This window comes from Streptomyces roseifaciens, assembly GCF_001445655.1.
Taxonomy (GTDB): Bacteria; Actinomycetota; Actinomycetes; order Streptomycetales; family Streptomycetaceae; genus Streptomyces; species Streptomyces aureoversilis.
The window spans coordinates 3,521,938-3,537,732 of the sequence record NZ_LNBE01000004.1 but is presented as its reverse complement, the minus strand read 5'-3'; the positions used below and the strand labels follow the sequence as shown (position 1 = coordinate 3,537,732).

Below are 15,795 nucleotides of genomic sequence, written 5' to 3'. Positions count from 1 at the left end.
TCCGACAGGCCGCCCTTCTGCCCGGCTCGAACACATGCACAACAATCGGAGGTGTGAGCTCCCCAATATCCGGCCCTGTACGCGCCCGCATGCCGGCCCGCGTGTCCGCCCGCACATCCGTCCGCGCCGCCGCCACGGGCGCGGTGATGCTGGCCCTGCTCCTCAGCGGCTGTTCCGGCTCCTCCTCCGGCGGCGGCAAGGGGGAGGCGTCCGCGTCCCCCGCTCCGCGTACGGACGCGGCGTCCTCGCCCTCGGCCTCCGCCGTCCCGGACGCCGCCGCCTACCGCCGCTGGGGCCTGGACAAGCCGCTCGCCGCGCCGCCCGCCCCGCCGGCCACCAGGCTGACGGATGCGATGAGGACCGGTGCCACGCCCAAGGTGATCCGGCGCGTTCCGACCGACGACAAGGTCGTCTTCCTGACCTTCGACGACGGGGCGGAGAAGGACCCGGAGTTCGTGAAGATGGCCAGGGACCTGAAGCTGCCCTTCACGATGTTCCTCACCGACGACATCGCCCGCGCGGGCGGCGGCTACGGCTACTTCGAGCAGCTGCGGGGCGAGGGGAACCGCAACGGCATCCACAACCACACCCTCTCCCACCCCAACCTCCGCACCCTCTCGGCCGACGCGCAGCGCCGCGAGGTCTGCGGCCAGCAGGACGTCCTGGAGAGGCGGTACGGCAGCAAGCCGCCGCTGTTCCGGCCGCCCTACGGCAACTACAACGACGCCACCCTCGCCGCGGCCGGCAGCTGCGGGGTGAAGGCGCTGCTGCTGTGGGAGGCGACGATGCAGATCAACGACATGCGCTACGCGGACGGCGGCAAGCTGCGCTCCGGCGACATCGTCCTCGCCCACTTCCGCGGCCCCTCGGAGCTCAAGGGCACGACCATGACGCAGATGGTCGCCAACATGCTGCGCAGCATCGAGCGGCAGGGGTTCACCGTGGCGCGCCTGGAGGATTACGTGTAGGGCCGTGTGCACGGAGCTCCGTGCGCACAGAGCACCGTGCGCACGGAGCGCCGTACGCGCCGCATGGGAATCCGGAGGATTACGACCCGCGGCCCGCGGGCAGATCCATCTCCGCGCCGGAACGCCGGGGCGCGCCGCCCCGACCGGCCGGGTGCTTACCCCCAGGGGTGAACTGCAAGCTCGCCGCACGGCGAATTGGCACTCCGCTTGACCGAGTGCTAACCGCGTCATAGTCTCGGCTCCGTTGGCACTCTCCACCCGGGAGTGCCAAACGCAGCGACGGGAAATCCGGCACCCGCGACGACGGATCCTCCTGGTCGCCACCTCAGACAGATAACCCCGTGAATCTCCGAAGGGGGAGGTCGGATCGTGACGACCGCCAGCTCCAAGGTTGCCATCAAGCCGCTCGAGGACCGCATCGTGGTCCAGCCGCTCGACGCCGAGCAGACCACGGCCTCTGGCCTGGTTATTCCGGACACCGCCAAGGAGAAGCCCCAGGAGGGCGTCGTCCTGGCCGTGGGCCCGGGCCGCTTCGAGGAGGGCAACCGTCTTCCGCTCGACGTGAACGTCGGCGACGTCGTGCTCTACAGCAAGTACGGCGGCACCGAGGTGAAGTACAACGGCGAGGAGTACCTCGTTCTCTCGGCTCGCGACGTGCTCGCGATCATCGAGAAGTAATTCACCCCGTTTGATGTGATCTGCGCCCTGGTTCCCGTGTGTATGTGCCGCCGGGGTCCGGGGCGCGGTTCGTTTGAGAGGACTTGAAGCAACCATGGCGAAGATCCTGAAGTTCGACGAGGACGCCCGTCGCGCCCTCGAGCGCGGCGTCAACAAGCTGGCGGACACGGTCAAGGTGACGATCGGCCCCAAGGGCCGCAACGTCGTCATCGACAAGAAGTTCGGCGCCCCGACCATCACCAACGACGGCGTCACCATCGCCCGCGAGGTCGAGATCGAGGACCCGTACGAGAACCTCGGCGCCCAGCTCGTCAAGGAGGTGGCGACCAAGACCAACGACATCGCGGGTGACGGCACCACCACCGCGACCGTCCTGGCCCAGGCGCTGGTCCGCGAGGGTCTGCGCAACGTCGCCGCCGGCGCCTCCCCGGCCGCCCTGAAGAAGGGCATCGACGCCGCGGTCAAGGCCGTCTCCGACGAGCTGCTCGCGACCGCCCGTCCGATCGAGGACAAGGCCGACATCGCCGCCGTCGCCGCCCTGTCCGCCCAGGACAAGCAGGTCGGCGAGCTCATCGCCGAGGCGATGGACAAGGTCGGCAAGGACGGTGTCATCACCGTCGAGGAGTCGAACACCTTCGGTCTGGAGCTGGACTTCACCGAGGGCATGGCCTTCGACAAGGGTTACCTGTCGCCCTACATGGTCACCGACCAGGAGCGCATGGAGGCCGTCCTCGAGGACCCGTACATCCTCATCCACCAGGGCAAGATCTCCTCCATCCAGGACCTGCTGCCCCTGCTGGAGAAGATCATCCAGGGTGGCTCCTCCAAGCCGCTGCTGATCATCGCCGAGGACGTCGAGGGCGAGGCCCTCTCCACCCTCGTCGTCAACAAGATCCGTGGCACCTTCAACGCCGTGGCCGTCAAGGCCCCGGGCTTCGGCGACCGCCGCAAGGCGATGCTGGGCGACATGGCCACCCTGACCGGCGGCACCGTCGTCGCCGAGGAGGTCGGCCTCAAGCTCGACCAGGTCGGCCTGGACGTGCTGGGCTCCGCCCGCCGCGTGACCATCACCAAGGACGACACCACGATCGTCGACGGTGGCGGCAACTCCGAGGACGTCCAGGGCCGCGTTGCCCAGATCAAGGCCGAGATCGAGGCCACGGACTCCGACTGGGACCGCGAGAAGCTCCAGGAGCGCCTCGCCAAGCTCGCCGGTGGCGTCTGCGTCATCCGCGTGGGTGCGGCCACCGAGGTCGAGCTCAAGGAGAAGAAGCACCGTCTGGAGGACGCCATCTCCGCGACCCGCGCCGCGGTCGAGGAGGGCATCGTCTCCGGTGGTGGCTCCGCGCTCGTCCACGCCGTCAAGGTGCTCGAGGGCAACCTGGGCAAGGAGGGCGACGAGGCCACCGGTGTCGCCGTCGTCCGCCGCGCCGCCGTCGAGCCGCTGCGCTGGATCGCCGAGAACGCCGGCCTCGAGGGCTACGTCATCACCTCCAAGGTGGCGGAGCTCGACAAGGGCCAGGGCTTCAACGCCGCGACCGGCGAGTACGGCGACCTGGTGAAGGCCGGCGTCATCGACCCGGTCAAGGTCACCCGCTCCGCCCTGGAGAACGCCGCGTCCATCGCGTCGCTGCTGCTCACGACCGAGACCCTGGTCGTCGAGAAGCCGGCCGACGAGGAGCCCGAGGCCGGTCACGGCCACGGTCACTCGCACTGACGCCGAGGCACTGCCCCTGAGGCACCGCCTCTGAGGCGCTGACCTCACGCCGCACAGCGGCCGCAGTCGGAGCCCGGCACCCCTGGTGGGTGCCGGGCTCCGGCCGTTCGTCCGGCCGTCCGGCCGTCCGGCCGTTCGTCCGGCCGCTCACGGGTGCCCGCGGTTCACACCGGCCCCGCCTCCAGCTGCCCCATCAGCCGCATCAGGTCGTAGAACCACCAGCTCTCGGCGATCTTCCCGTCCTGGAAGCGGAAGACGGTGGTGCCTGTCATGAGCACTTCCTGCCCGGTGGGCTGGTGGCCCATGAAGTCGCCCTGGTGCGTGCCCCGCCAGGTCCAGCGCGTGGCGACCTCGTCGCCGTCGGCGATCTGGGAGTGGAGGGTGAAGGCGAAGTCGAACGCCTCCCGCCAGCCTTCGACGTCGGAGCGGATGACGTCCCGGCCGGTCATGTCGGGTTCGGCCTTGCCCATGTCGTGGTCGCGGTGGTCGGCGGCGAAGAGCTCCTCGATCAGGCCGAGATTCCCGTCCCGCGCCACCTCGTCGAAGAAGCGGCGGGCCGCGGCCTTGTTGAGCTGCTCGTCGCGGACCACGTCCAGGTCGGTGAAGGTCGGCATCCCGTCGCAGAGCGCGACCATCTCGGCGAAGATCCGGTCGGTCTCGGGGAGCTTCGAGTTGCGCATCGCGTCCTCGTAGGAGGGGAACTCCACGATCTCCACATAGTGGTCGCCCTGCGCGCGGTCCTTGCCCACGATCGAGTGCGTGGCGGTGCGCTTCCCCTCGGTCGCGGCGAGCCAGTCGTCCATCAGCCGGTTCATGTCGTCGTACCGGCTCGTCTTGCAGTCGATGATCTGTACGAAAGTCATGGCGCCTCCCGGGTGATATATCCAGGTTAGTCCTGAATGGATCACCCGGGAGGGCGGGATTCTCCGCTGCAGCGGAGAAGGCGCGCTACTTCGGCCCGTACTTGCGGCCCGTCGTCGACGACGCCCGCGACACCACCCTGCGCGGCGCCAGCTTCATCAGGCCCGTCATGGCCTTGTACCGCGGGTCGGGCACCGACAGCGTCTTGCCCTGCGACAGGTCCCGCAGCGCGGCCGTCACCACCTTGTCGGCGTCCAGCCAGAGCCAGCCGGGCACGTTGTCCGTGCCCATCCCGGCGCGCTGGTGGAACTCGGTCCGTACGAAACCGGGGCACAGCGCCATCAGCCGCACCCCGTTCCCGGCCAGGTCGCGCGCGGCGCCCTGGGTGAACTGCACGACCCAGGACTTGCTCGCGCCGTACGTGCCGCGCGGGACGAACGCGGCGATCGACGCCACATTGATCACCGCACCGCGCTTGCGCTCCCGCATCCCCTCGGCCGCCGCGGACGTCAGCCGCAGCACCGCCTCGCAGTGCACCTTGAGCATCTTGAGCTCGTCGGCGAGGGGCACCTCCAGATAGCCGCCCTTGTTGCCGAACCCGGCGTTGTTGACCAGCAGGTGCACCGGGCGCTCGCGGTCGCGCAGTCGCGCCTCGACCGCCTCGATGCCCTCCTCCTCGGCGAGGTCCGCGGGCAGGACCTCCACCTCCACGCCGTGCCGGTCGTGGAGCTCGGTCGCATGGCGGCCGAGCCGCTCCTCGTCACGGGCCACGAGTACGAGGTCGTGTCCGTCGCCCGCCAGGCGGCGCGCGAACGCGGCGCCGATCCCGGCCGTCGCTCCAGTGATCAATACAGTCGTCATACCGGCACGTTAGAGCCCGGCGGCGGCGCTTGCCGATCTCGTACGGCGTTTTGACGGCGGGTCGGGCGCTGATTGACGGTCACGGGGTGGCGGCCGTGCCGCCCCGGACGCCCGGTCAGCGGCGCGGCGCCGCCCGCCCGGCCCGCCGCCGGAGCCGCTCCGGAGGCCTCAGAGGCTCGCCTGATACGCCAGCGCCTTCTCGCGCGTACCGGCCGTAAGGGCGTCCCCGGCTGCCAGAACGTCGGGGAGGAGGGCCCGCTCGACGGTGCCGGCGCGGAAGAGGAAGGAGACCGTGACGTGGTGGGCGGGGCGGTGGACGACGGTGACGGGGTCGCCCGCGCGGATCTCGCCCGGCTCTATCACCCGAAGGTAGGCGCCGGGGGCTGCCTCCTGGGTGAACCGCTTGATCCAGCCCGCCTCGCCGAGCCACGTGGCGAACGTCCGGCAGGGGATGCGGGGAGCGCTGACTTCGAGCACCAGATCGGCGCCGATGCGCCAGCGCTCGCCTATCAGCGCGCCGTTGACGTCGAGGCCGGTGGTGGTGAGGTTCTCGCCGAAGGAGCCGTTGGGCAGGGGGCGGCCGAGCTCCTGCTCCCAGCGGTCGAGATCTTCGCGCGCGAACGCGTACACCGCCTGGTCGTCCCCGCCGTGGTGGCGCAGGCTGACGATCTCGTCGCCCGCGAGGCCGCTGCCGCCTATGCCCTTGGGGCCCGGGGCGGCCACGGCGACCGGCCCCTCGACGGGGCGCTTGTCGATTCCGGTGGCCATGCCGGCCTCGAAGCCGGGCGCGCCCGGGAGGTCCGCCGTACCGGCGCGGCCCACATTCACGGAGAGGAGGTGCATGGACCGAGATTACTCGCTGCAACTCAAAGTGACCAGGGGGTAAGTCGCGACTTCCCCAAGGTTGCCTTATGCTCGCAGCATGATCGAGGCTCGTCATCTGAGGGTGCTGCGCGCGGTGGCCCTGACCGGTTCCTTCTCCGCCGCGGCGCGCGAGCTGGGCTGCACCCAGCCCGCCGTCAGCCAGCAGATGAAGGCGCTGGAGCAGTCCACGGGCACGCCCCTGCTGGTGCGCACGGGCCGCGAGATGCGCCTCACCCAGGCCGGCACGGCCCTCGTCCGGCACGCCTCCGGGATCCTGGCCGGGCTGACCGCCGCCGAGGAGGAGATCGCGGCCATCGCCGGGCTGCGCGCGGGCCGGGTGCGGCTCGTGTCCTTCCCCAGCGGCAGCTCGACGCTCGTGCCCGGCGCGCTCGCGCAGATGCGGGCGGCGCACCCGGGCACCGAGATCTCCCTGGTGGAGGCCGAGCCTCCGCGCTCGGTGGAGATGCTGCGCGACGGCGAGTGCGAGATCGCGCTGGCCTTCCGCTACCCGGACGTCCGGGGGTCGGATCCGGCCGCCGGCGCGGAGTGGGAGGACCTCGTCGTCCGCCCGCTGCTGACCGACCGGCTCATCGGCGTGGTCCCGGAGGGGCACCGGCTGGCCGGGGCGGAGCGCATCGGCATCACCGACCTGGCCGAGGAGCCGTGGATCGCGGGCTGCCCGCGCTGCCGGCGGCATCTGGTGGAGGTCTGCGAGAGCGCCGGGTTCACCCCCCGCATCGACTTCGCGACCGACGACTATCCGGCGGTGTTCGGCCTGGTCGGCGCGGGGCTGGGCGTCGCGGTGATGCCGGAGCTGGCGCTGGAGTCCGTGCGTCCCAAGGGCGCGCGGGTGGTTCCGGTGGAGCCCGCGGTGCACCGCGAGATCGTGGCCCTGACCCTGCCGGACCTGGCGCGGGTGCCGGCGGTGGACGCGATGCTGGACAAGCTGGCGGGGACGGCCGGGCGCTGAGAGGGGCCCGGCGCCCGGGGTGTCAGTTCTGTGCGCCGGGCGGGCGGCGCCCCGGCGCGGGCTTGCGGGCGGGCCGCGGTTTCGGCTCCTTATGAGCCGGCCGCGGCGATGGCTCTGTGTCGCGCGCGGCCCATCAGCTCCTCGCGCTCGTCCTCGGTGAGGCCGCCCCACACGCCGTAGGGCTCCCGCACGGCCAGCGCGTGCGCCGCGCATTCGGCGCGCACCGGGCAGCGCATGCACACCTCTTTCGCGGAGGTCTCGCGCGCACTGCGGGCGGCGCCGCGCTCACCCTCCGGGTGGAAGAACAGCGAGCTGTCGACCCCGCGGCAGGCAGCCAGGAGCTGCCAGTCCCACAGGTCGGCGTTGGGACCGGGAAGCCGGGAGAAATCTGCCATTGCTATCCCCTCGAAGCGAACGGTCTGCCGGGCGGATGTAAATATGACTGATTGCGAATCTAGTCATAGACACCAGCAAATGGGAAGAAAAACTGCTCCGCATGGGCAAATGGGGCATATCCCGGCTGTGACGCGGGCGGGGCGGGGGTGTGGCAGGGGTGGTGTGCCGGGCGCCCCCAATGCGCCCTGCTCCGTGTCCGCGCCCTCACGTAGAGTGCCGAACGTGCTCGACCGACCCCGTAACTCTTTCGGGTGACCGTCGTTGAGAGGGCGGAGGCGGTTGACGGATGAAGCAGTCGGGCAGGTGTCCGACCCGGCGCCAGAGTCGTCGATCGCACAGGTGACGATCAGTACCAGCCTGGAGGCTCAAGGTGACGCGCATCAGCTGCGGAGGACGGTCATGACATCCGTCCTCGTCTGCGACGATTCCCCGCTTGCCCGTGAGGCGCTCCGCCGCGCGGTGGCGACCGTGCCCGGTGTCGAGCGTGTGACGACGGCAGCCAACGGCGAGGAAGTCCTCCGCCGCTGGGGAGCCGATCGTTCGGATCTGATTCTGATGGACGTACGCATGCCCGGTCTCGGTGGAGTCGAGACCGTGCGCCGGCTGCTGTCCGCGGACCCCGGGGCCCGCATCATCATGCTCACCGTCGCCGAGGACCTCGACGGTGTCGCGCTCGCGGTCGCCGCCGGAGCGCGGGGCTATCTGCACAAGGACGCCTCGCGCGCCGAGCTGCGGGCCACCGTGACACAGGCCCTCGCCGACCCGACCTGGCGGCTCGCCCCGCGCCGGCTGCGCTCGGCCGAGATGGGCGCCGCACCCACCCTCACCGCGCGCGAGATCCAGGTGCTCGAAGGCATGAGCCACGGCCGCTCGAACGCGGAGATCGGGCGGGAGCTCTTCCTCTCGGAGGACACCGTCAAGACCCACGCCAGGCGCCTGTTCAAGAAGCTGGGCGCATCGGACCGGGCGCACGCCGTGGCGCTCGGATTCCGCTGGGGCCTGGTCCGCTAGGCGCCTGACGTGCAGCGCAGCGGGGGAGCGACGTACCCCGCCCGTCCCCGAGCGGGCGGGGCGGGGTGCCGGGGCTGCCCGTCCCGCTGCACGTTTCCCGCGCGCTGCCGCATCCTTGGAGTATGGAGTTCCTCGGGGACGGCTCGGTCGGGCGTGATGGGAGGGCGCGGGAAATGACTGCCGGCGCACCCGCTCACAACGCATCGGTACAGGACTACGGACGGGACCACGGGCGGGACTGCGCACAGGGTCACGGACTCGGTGCCACGGAAAGTCCGACTTCAAGGCACCATGGACCGATGCGCGAAGACGATACGAAGGGGTCCCCGGCGGCGGCTGCCCCGGGAGAGATCGGCGCCCTCGTAGCCCGCGCCGTCGAGGGTGACCGGCGGGCCACCCACGATCTGCTGGCCCTCGTGCACCCTCTCGCACTGCGCTACTGCCGCACCCGGCTGTCGCGGCTGCCGGGTGATGCCCGCCACTTCGTGGACGACCTCGCACAGGAGGTCTGTCTCGCCGTGCTCTGCGCCCTGCCCCGCTACCGCGACACCGGGCGCCCCTTCGAGGCCTTCGTCGTGGCCATCGCCGCGCACAAGGTCGCCGATCTCCAGCGGGCCGCCATGCGCCACCCCGGCAGCACGGCCGTGCCCTCCGACGAGATGCCCGAGCAGCCGGACGATTCGCTCGGGCCGGAGGAGCGGGCCCTGCTCAGCAGCGATGCGGAGTGGGCCAAGAAGCTCCTCGCAAGCCTTCCGGAGAACCAGCGCGAGCTGGTCCTGCTGCGCGTCGCCATCGGCATGACCGCCGAGGAGACGGGGCAGATGCTGGGCATGTCGCCGGGTGCGGTGCGGGTCGCGCAGCACCGGGCGCTCAGCAGGCTGCGCGCGCTGGCCGAGCAGTAGGGCCGGCCGGGCAGGAGACCCGAGGGCCCCCGCGGCCCGTCTTCGTACGAATCTCCAAGTGACGCGATCCTCAGCCGTCGTGGAATGGGACACGTGTGGCGGCCGTTAGCATGGGAGTCCGCGCTGGGGCAAGACCATTTGGGAAGGTGTCATGACTGACAACGTCGACGGAATGCCCGGGAAATTCGCGATGCTCGGTCTGACTTACGACGACGTCCTGCTGCTGCCGGGCGCTTCGGAGGTCCTGCCGAACGCCGTCGACACCTCCTCCCGGGTCTCGCGCAACGTCCGGGTGAACATCCCGCTGATGTCGGCGGCGATGGACAAGGTCACCGAGGCGCGCATGGCCATCGCCATGGCCCGCCAGGGCGGCGTGGGCGTCCTGCACCGCAATCTCTCCATCGAGGACCAGGCCAACCAGGTCGACCTGGTCAAGCGCTCCGAGTCCGGCATGGTCACCGACCCGATCACGGTCCGCCCGGACGCCACCCTCGCCGACGCGGACGCGCTCTGTGCGCGCTTCCGCATCAGCGGCGTGCCGGTCACCGACCCGGCCGGCAAGCTCCTCGGCATCGTCACCAACCGCGACATGGCCTTCGAGCTCGACCGCAGCCGCCAGGTGCGCGAGGTCATGACGCCGATGCCGCTGGTCACGGGCAAGGTCGGGATCTCCGGCGAGGACGCCATCGAGCTGCTCCGCCGCCACAAGATCGAGAAGCTGCCGCTGGTCGACGACTCCGGCGTGCTCAAGGGCCTCATCACGGTCAAGGACTTCGTCAAGGCCGAGCAGTACCCGAACGCCGCCAAGGACGCCGAGGGCCGCCTGATCGTCGGTGCCGCGGTGGGCGTGGGCGACGAGGCCTACGAGCGCGCCCAGGCCCTCGTCGAGGCCGGTGCCGACTTCCTGGTCGTCGACAGCGCCCACGGCCACAGCCGTGGCATTCTCGACATGATCGCCAAGGTCAAGTCCAACATCAGCGTCGACGTCGTCGGCGGCAACGTTGCCACCCGCGACGGCGCCCAGGCGCTCATCGACGCCGGTGTCGACGGCGTCAAGGTCGGCGTCGGCCCGGGCTCGATCTGCACCACCCGTGTCGTCGCCGGCATCGGCGTCCCGCAGGTCACCGCGATCTACGAGGCCGCGCAGGCGTGCCACGCCGCGGGCGTGCCGATGATCGGCGACGGCGGTCTGCAGTACTCGGGCGACATCGCCAAGGCGATCGCCGCCGGTGCCGACGCGGTGATGCTCGGCTCGCTGCTCGCGGGCTGCGAGGAGTCGCCGGGCGAGATGGTCTTCATCAACGGCAAGCAGTTCAAGTCCTACCGGGGCATGGGCTCCCTGGGCGCCATGCAGTCGCGCGGCCAGGCCCGCTCCTTCTCCAAGGACCGCTACTTCCAGGACAACGTCCTCTCCGAGGACAAGCTCGTCCCCGAGGGCATCGAGGGCCAGGTGCCCTACCGCGGCCCGCTGGGCTCGGTGGCCCACCAGCTCATCGGCGGCCTGCGCGCCTCCATGGGCTACGTCGGCTCCGCCAACATCCAGGAGCTCAAGGACAAGGGCACCTTCGTCCGCATCACGTCGGCGGGCCTCAAGGAGAGCCACCCGCACGACATCCAGATGACGGTGGAGGCGCCGAACTACTCGCGCCGGTAGTCGGTACTACTCCCGCCGGTAGTAGTACGCGTTTAAAGCATTTTTACGGAGCCCGCGACCGCTCAGGCCGCGGGCTCCGCCGCGTCGGGGATACTGGATGCGGCAGGACGTAGAAGGAAAGGCCACACACGTGACTGAGATCGAGATCGGGCGCGGCAAGCGCGGCCGCCGGGCGTACGCATTCGACGACATCGCCGTCGTCCCGAGTCGCCGTACCCGCGACCCGAAGGAGGTCTCGATCGCCTGGCAGATCGACGCCTACCGCTTCGAGCTGCCGTTCCTGGCCGCCCCGATGGACTCGGTCGTCTCGCCCGAGACCGCCATCCGCATCGGCGAGCTGGGCGGCCTGGGCGTCCTCAACCTCGAGGGCCTGTGGACCCGCCACGAGGACCCGGAGCCGCTGCTCGCCGAGATCGCCGAGCTGGACGAGACCGCCGCGACCAAGCGCCTCCAGGAGATCTACGCCGAGCCGATCAAGGAAGAGCTGATCGGCCAGCGCATCAAGGAGGTCCGCGACTCCGGTGTCGTGACCGCCGCCGCGCTCTCCCCGCAGCGCACCGCGCAGTTCTCGAAGGCCGTCGTCGACGCCGGCGTGGACATCTTCGTGATCCGCGGCACCACGGTCTCCGCCGAGCACGTCTCCGGCGCCGCCGAGCCGCTGAACCTCAAGCAGTTCATCTACGAGCTCGACGTGCCGGTCATCGTCGGCGGCTGCGCCACGTACACCGCCGCCCTGCACCTGATGCGCACGGGCGCGGCCGGTGTCCTCGTCGGCTTCGGTGGCGGCGCCGCGCACACCACCCGCAACGTCCTGGGCATCCAGGTCCCGATGGCGACCGCCGTGGCCGACGTTGCCGCCGCCCGCCGCGACTACATGGACGAGTCCGGCGGCCGCTACGTGCACGTCATCGCCGACGGCGGCGTGGGCTGGTCCGGCGACCTGCCCAAGGCCATCGCCTGCGGTGCCGACGCCGTGATGATGGGCTCCCCGCTCGCCCGCGCCACCGACGCGCCGGGCCGCGGCTTCCACTGGGGCATGGAGGCCGTCCACGAGGACGTGCCGCGCGGCAAGCGGATGAACCTGGGCACGGTCGGCTCCACCGAGGAGATCCTGACCGGTCCCTCGCACACCCCGGACGGCTCGATGAACATGTTCGGCGCCCTGCGCCGTGCCATGGCCACCACGGGCTACAGCGACCTCAAGGAGTTCCAGCGGGTCGAGGTGACGGTCGCGCCGTCGCAGCACGACAAGCGCTGACGCACAGCAGCTGACGCCCGAAGGGCCCGGACCGCCGTCGCGGTCCGGGCCCTTCGGCGTTGTGCCGTGAGTGGCTGCGGGCGTCAGCCGCCCAGCTTGCGGGCGGTCTGGAAGGCGCCCGCGCCGCCGAGTATGAAGAAGAGCGCGTCGATCGGCTCCAGGTACTCCTGCCAGGCCTCGGACAGCGAGTCGAAGTGCTCGAAGAGGATCTCGGTGACCGGGACGCGGAAGACGTCGCTCAGCTCCAGGGCGATGCCGAAGATCTGGCCCAGGTAGACGCCGAGCAGTCCGAGGAGCACGCCGACCACCGGCAGGGCGGGGTTGCGGCCGCCGACCTTGCCCAGGGCGGCGCCGATGAGGGCGCCCGTACCGACGGCGAGGTAGCCGATCTGGCCGCCGTCGGAGGCCTTGAGGATCCCGCCGTAGACAGCGGCGCCGACGAGCATGGCCACGAGGCCGAGCACCACGGCGAGGCCGGGGTTGCCCCGGCGGACGGGCGGGGGCGGCGGCGGGAAGCCGCCGGGAGGGCCGTACGGCGGCGGAGGCTGCTGCCCGTAGCCGAAGGGCGGCTGCTGGGGAGGGTGTGGCTGGTGCTGTGGCGGGTACGGCTGGGGCGGCGGCTGGCCGTACGGGTTGTGCTGCGGTGGCTGCTGCGGTTGCTGCGGCTGCTGCCAGGGCTGGCTCATCTGCGATGTCCCCCGAATGCGCTCGGTGTTGAGTAAGGGCCAAAAGGTATCAGCGTGCTACGACGCCGTCGTTACCCACAGCGAGCACACGGCTGTGAACTCCGTATAAAAGTTCGACCGTAAGGAATAATGGCAACTTATGGCGCAAAGCAAGTCGTTCAGCGGCAGGGACATGGGGATCGACCTCGGCACGGCGAACACGCTGGTGTACGTGCGCGGGAAGGGAGTGGTGCTCAACGAACCGTCAGTCGTCGCCGTGAACGCCGACGACGGCAGCGTGCTCTCGGTCGGCTCCGAGGCCAAGGAGACCATCGGCCGCACCCCCTCGAACATCGTCGCGGTCCGCCCGCTGCGCGACGGCGTCATAGCCGACTTCGAGGTGGCCGAGCGCATGATGCGGCACTTCATCAAGAAGGTCATGGGCAACCGCTTCTTCGCCCGTCCCCGCGTCGTGGTCTGCGTGCCCTCCGGCATCACCGGCGTCGAGCGGCGCGCCGTCATCGAGGCCGCCTCGCGCGCCGGGGCCCGTCAGGTGCACCTCGTCGAGGAGCCCATGGCCGCGGCGATCGGCGCGGGCCTGCCCGTCAGCGAGCCGACCGGCTGCATGGTCGTCGACATCGGCGGCGGCACGACCGAGGTCGCCGTCATCTCCCTGGGCGGCATCGTCACCGCCCGCTCCGTGCGCACGGCCGGCGACGCGATGGACGCGGCGATCATCTCGTACGTGAAGAAGGAGTACTCCCTCGCGATCGGCGAACGCACCGCGGAGGAGATCAAGATGAACATCGGCTCCGCCGCGCCGACCGGCTACTGGTCCGCGGCCGGGCTGGCCGCCCTCGCCAAGCAGCTGGAGAAGGACACCGGCCTGGAGGAGGTCGGCGGCGACCCGGAGGAGACCCAGGGCCTCAAGCCGCCGGAGCGCTGCACCATCCGCGGCCGCGACCAGGTCAGCGGCCTGCCCAAGACACGCGAGCTGACGGCCGACGAGATCCGCCACGCGCTGTCGGAGCCCGTCGACGCCATCGTCATGGCGGTCCGCCAGACCCTCGACGAGACCCCGCCGGAGCTCTCCGGCGACATCATGGACCGCGGCATCGTCCTCACGGGCGGCGGCGCGCTGCTGCGCGGCCTCGACGTCCGGCTGAGCAAGGAGCTCGACATCCCGGTCATCATCGCCGACGACCCGCTGGACTGCGTGGCGGTCGGCACGGGCCGCTGCGTGGAGGACTTCGCGGCCCTGAGGACGGTCCTGGACGCGCCGAACAGGGCGCTGGGGCTGGGGCGGCTGTAAGAGGCCGTCGGCGACTCCGGCAGAAGTGCCGCCTCACGCAGTTGCCGCCCGTCCGGCGTTTGAGGACAGCGCCGTCAGGCGCTTCACCTGACGGCGCGGGGGCGGCACCCCTAGAGCCGATGCCCCGCGCCGGCGGGCGTGGCTCCGCGCGTGTCCAGCAGCAGCTGTGCCTTCACCGCAAGGCCTTGCAGGTCGTAGGTCCGGTGATGCTGCAGCAGTACCGTGACGTCGGCCGCGGCCGCAGCCTCGTACACGCTGTCGGCCCGCGGCACCGGCCGCCCCATCACCCGCCACTGCGCCACGTGCGGGTCGTGGAAGCTGAGCTGTGCCCCCAGCTCCATCAGCCGTGAGGCGATCTCGCGGGCGGGCGATCCCTGCTGGTCGGAGACGTCGGCCTTGTAGCTGACGCCCAGCAGCAGCACGCGGGCCCCGCGCGCGGACTTGCCGTGTTCGTTGAGGAGCGTGGCGCACCGCTGGGTGACGTAGCGCGGCATGCGCCCGTTGACCTCCTGGGCGACCTCCACCATCCGCAGCGGGTAGCCGAGACTGCGGCCCTTGTAGGAGAGGTAGTTGGGGTCGATGGGCACGCCGGGGCCGCCGACCCCGGGCCCGGGGCGGAAGGCCTGGAAGCCGAAGGGCTTGGTCTCGGCGCAGCGCACGACGTCCCACAGGTCGACGCCGATGTCGTGGCAGAAGACGGCCATCTCGTTGACGAGCGCGATGTTGACGTAGCGGTAGTTGGTCTCGAGGACGCGGACGGCCTCGGCCTCGCGCGGCCCGCGCGCGCGGACGACCTTCTCGCAGACCCGCCCGTAGAAGGCGGCGGCGGCCTCCGTGCACGCCGGGGTGAGGCCGCCGATGACCTTGGGGATGCCGGCGTAGCCGTGGCGCTTGGTGCCCGGGTCCACCCGGGTGGGGGAGTAGGCCAGGTGGAAGTCGTGGCCGGCGCGCAGCCCGGAGCCGGATTCGAGCAGGGGGCGCAGGTATTCCTCCGTGGCGCCGGGGTAGACGGGCGACTCCAGGAGAACAGTGGTGTGCGGGCGCAGCCGCACCGCGAGGGCCCGGGCGGCGGCGCCGATGGCGGAGAGGTCGAGGGCCCTGTCCTCGCCGAGCCGCGTGGGGGCGCAGATCACGGCGGTACGCACCTTGCCGAGCTCGGCGTCGGCGGTGGTGGGGCGGAAGCCGGCGGCGAGCATCCGGCGGACCTCGGCGGCGGTGAGGGAGCCGTCGGCGCACTCCGGGGGGAGCCGGCCGGCGCGCAGCTCGGCGACGGTGTGCGGGTCGGGGTCGTAGCCGATGGTGTCGATGCCGGCGGCGGTCGCGGCCTGGGCGAGGGGGAGTCCGAGGTGGCCGAGTCCGATGACGGCGAGATCTGCGGGCATGACGAGGCGGTCCTTCCCGGGGAGCCGGGGGGTTCGGCACGCGAACGAGTTACATCAGGTTAAGCGGATATATGACTGTTATTCGGGATCAACGCGGCGCGGCTCGCTCCCCTGCGCCGCCGGCGCGGCCAAACCGACCGATCTGGGGCAGCATCGAGAGGGAAGGACGGAAGCACGGGAGTACGGGAGCAACGGGAGTACGGAAGCGCGGGAGCAGGGAAGTGCGGAAGCACGGAAGTACAGAAGCGCGGAAGCACGGAAGCGCAGGGACCAGCGGAGCAACCGGCGGCCGAAAC

The 15,795-nt window shown here is 71.0% G+C and carries 15 protein-coding genes; 9 read left to right on the top strand and 6 right to left on the bottom strand.

What is annotated here, in order from left to right; genetic code table 11:
• Positions 1–101: 101 nt before the first annotated feature.
• The 3 genes from AS857_RS32900 (at position 102) to groL (ending at position 3,363) form a co-directional block, all read left to right on the top strand.
• The gene (locus tag AS857_RS32900; RefSeq protein WP_245700594.1) at positions 102–968 is read left to right on the top strand and encodes a polysaccharide deacetylase family protein; all 867 of its coding nucleotides are present in this window, start codon (positions 102–104) and stop codon (positions 966–968) included.
• Positions 969–1,337: 369 nt separating this feature from the next.
• Entirely contained in the window at positions 1,338–1,646 is a 309-nt protein-coding gene (gene groES, locus AS857_RS32895; RefSeq protein ID WP_058046787.1) for a co-chaperone GroES, read from the top strand.
• A gap of 94 nt (positions 1,647–1,740) precedes the next feature.
• Entirely contained in the window at positions 1,741–3,363 is a 1,623-nt protein-coding gene (groL, locus tag AS857_RS32890; protein ID WP_058046786.1) for a chaperonin GroEL, read from the top strand.
• A 164-nt stretch (positions 3,364–3,527) separates the two neighbouring features.
• Here groL and AS857_RS32885 read toward each other — a convergent pair whose 3' ends face one another.
• The 3 genes from AS857_RS32885 to AS857_RS32875 form a co-directional block, all read right to left on the bottom strand.
• Positions 3,528–4,226, bottom strand: coding sequence for an ester cyclase (locus tag AS857_RS32885; protein WP_058046785.1), 699 nt, complete (start codon positions 4,224–4,226; stop codon positions 3,528–3,530).
• Positions 4,227–4,311: 85 nt separating this feature from the next.
• Positions 4,312–5,085, bottom strand: coding sequence for an SDR family NAD(P)-dependent oxidoreductase (locus tag AS857_RS32880; RefSeq protein ID WP_058046784.1), 774 nt, complete (start codon positions 5,083–5,085; stop codon positions 4,312–4,314).
• Positions 5,086–5,253: 168 nt separating this feature from the next.
• A complete protein-coding gene (locus AS857_RS32875) occupies positions 5,254–5,928 on the bottom strand; it encodes an MOSC domain-containing protein (protein ID WP_058046783.1) in 675 nt (224 codons plus the stop codon).
• Between the two features lie 79 nt (positions 5,929–6,007).
• Here AS857_RS32875 and AS857_RS32870 point away from each other — a divergent pair, with 79 nt between their 5' ends.
• Positions 6,008–6,919, top strand: a complete 912-nt coding sequence (locus AS857_RS32870) for a LysR family transcriptional regulator (RefSeq protein ID WP_058046782.1) — start codon at positions 6,008–6,010, stop codon at positions 6,917–6,919.
• A gap of 89 nt (positions 6,920–7,008) precedes the next feature.
• Here AS857_RS32870 and AS857_RS32865 read toward each other — a convergent pair whose 3' ends face one another.
• Positions 7,009–7,314, bottom strand: coding sequence for a WhiB family transcriptional regulator (locus AS857_RS32865; RefSeq protein ID WP_030368345.1), 306 nt, complete (start codon positions 7,312–7,314; stop codon positions 7,009–7,011).
• A 400-nt stretch (positions 7,315–7,714) separates the two neighbouring features.
• Between AS857_RS32865 and AS857_RS32860 the strand changes: the two genes are divergently transcribed.
• From AS857_RS32860 to AS857_RS32845, 4 genes are all read left to right on the top strand, one after another.
• Positions 7,715–8,326, top strand: a complete 612-nt coding sequence (locus tag AS857_RS32860; RefSeq protein WP_003948568.1) for a response regulator transcription factor — start codon at positions 7,715–7,717, stop codon at positions 8,324–8,326.
• Between the two features lie 299 nt (positions 8,327–8,625).
• A complete protein-coding gene (locus tag AS857_RS32855) occupies positions 8,626–9,228 on the top strand; it encodes a sigma-70 family RNA polymerase sigma factor (RefSeq protein ID WP_058046781.1) in 603 nt (200 codons plus the stop codon).
• A gap of 151 nt (positions 9,229–9,379) precedes the next feature.
• On the top strand, positions 9,380–10,882 hold the full coding sequence (guaB, locus tag AS857_RS32850; protein WP_058046780.1) for an IMP dehydrogenase: 1,503 nt from the start codon (positions 9,380–9,382) through the stop codon (positions 10,880–10,882).
• Between the two features lie 130 nt (positions 10,883–11,012).
• Complete coding sequence (locus AS857_RS32845) at positions 11,013–12,140, top strand: GuaB3 family IMP dehydrogenase-related protein (protein ID WP_058046779.1); 1,128 nt, start codon at positions 11,013–11,015, stop codon at positions 12,138–12,140.
• 83 nt (positions 12,141–12,223) lie between these two features.
• On the opposite strand, the gene AS857_RS39695 is transcribed toward AS857_RS32845, so the two are convergent.
• Positions 12,224–12,826, bottom strand: a complete 603-nt coding sequence (locus AS857_RS39695; RefSeq protein ID WP_058046778.1) for a hypothetical protein — start codon at positions 12,824–12,826, stop codon at positions 12,224–12,226.
• A gap of 139 nt (positions 12,827–12,965) precedes the next feature.
• Here AS857_RS39695 and AS857_RS32835 point away from each other — a divergent pair, with 139 nt between their 5' ends.
• Positions 12,966–14,117, top strand: a complete 1,152-nt coding sequence (locus AS857_RS32835; RefSeq protein ID WP_058046777.1) for a rod shape-determining protein — start codon at positions 12,966–12,968, stop codon at positions 14,115–14,117.
• Between the two features lie 110 nt (positions 14,118–14,227).
• On the opposite strand, the gene AS857_RS32830 is transcribed toward AS857_RS32835, so the two are convergent.
• Positions 14,228–15,499 (bottom strand): nucleotide sugar dehydrogenase, encoded by a 1,272-nt coding sequence (locus AS857_RS32830; RefSeq protein ID WP_058046776.1) that lies wholly within the window; start codon positions 15,497–15,499, stop codon positions 14,228–14,230.
• Positions 15,500–15,795: the final 296 nt, after the last annotated feature.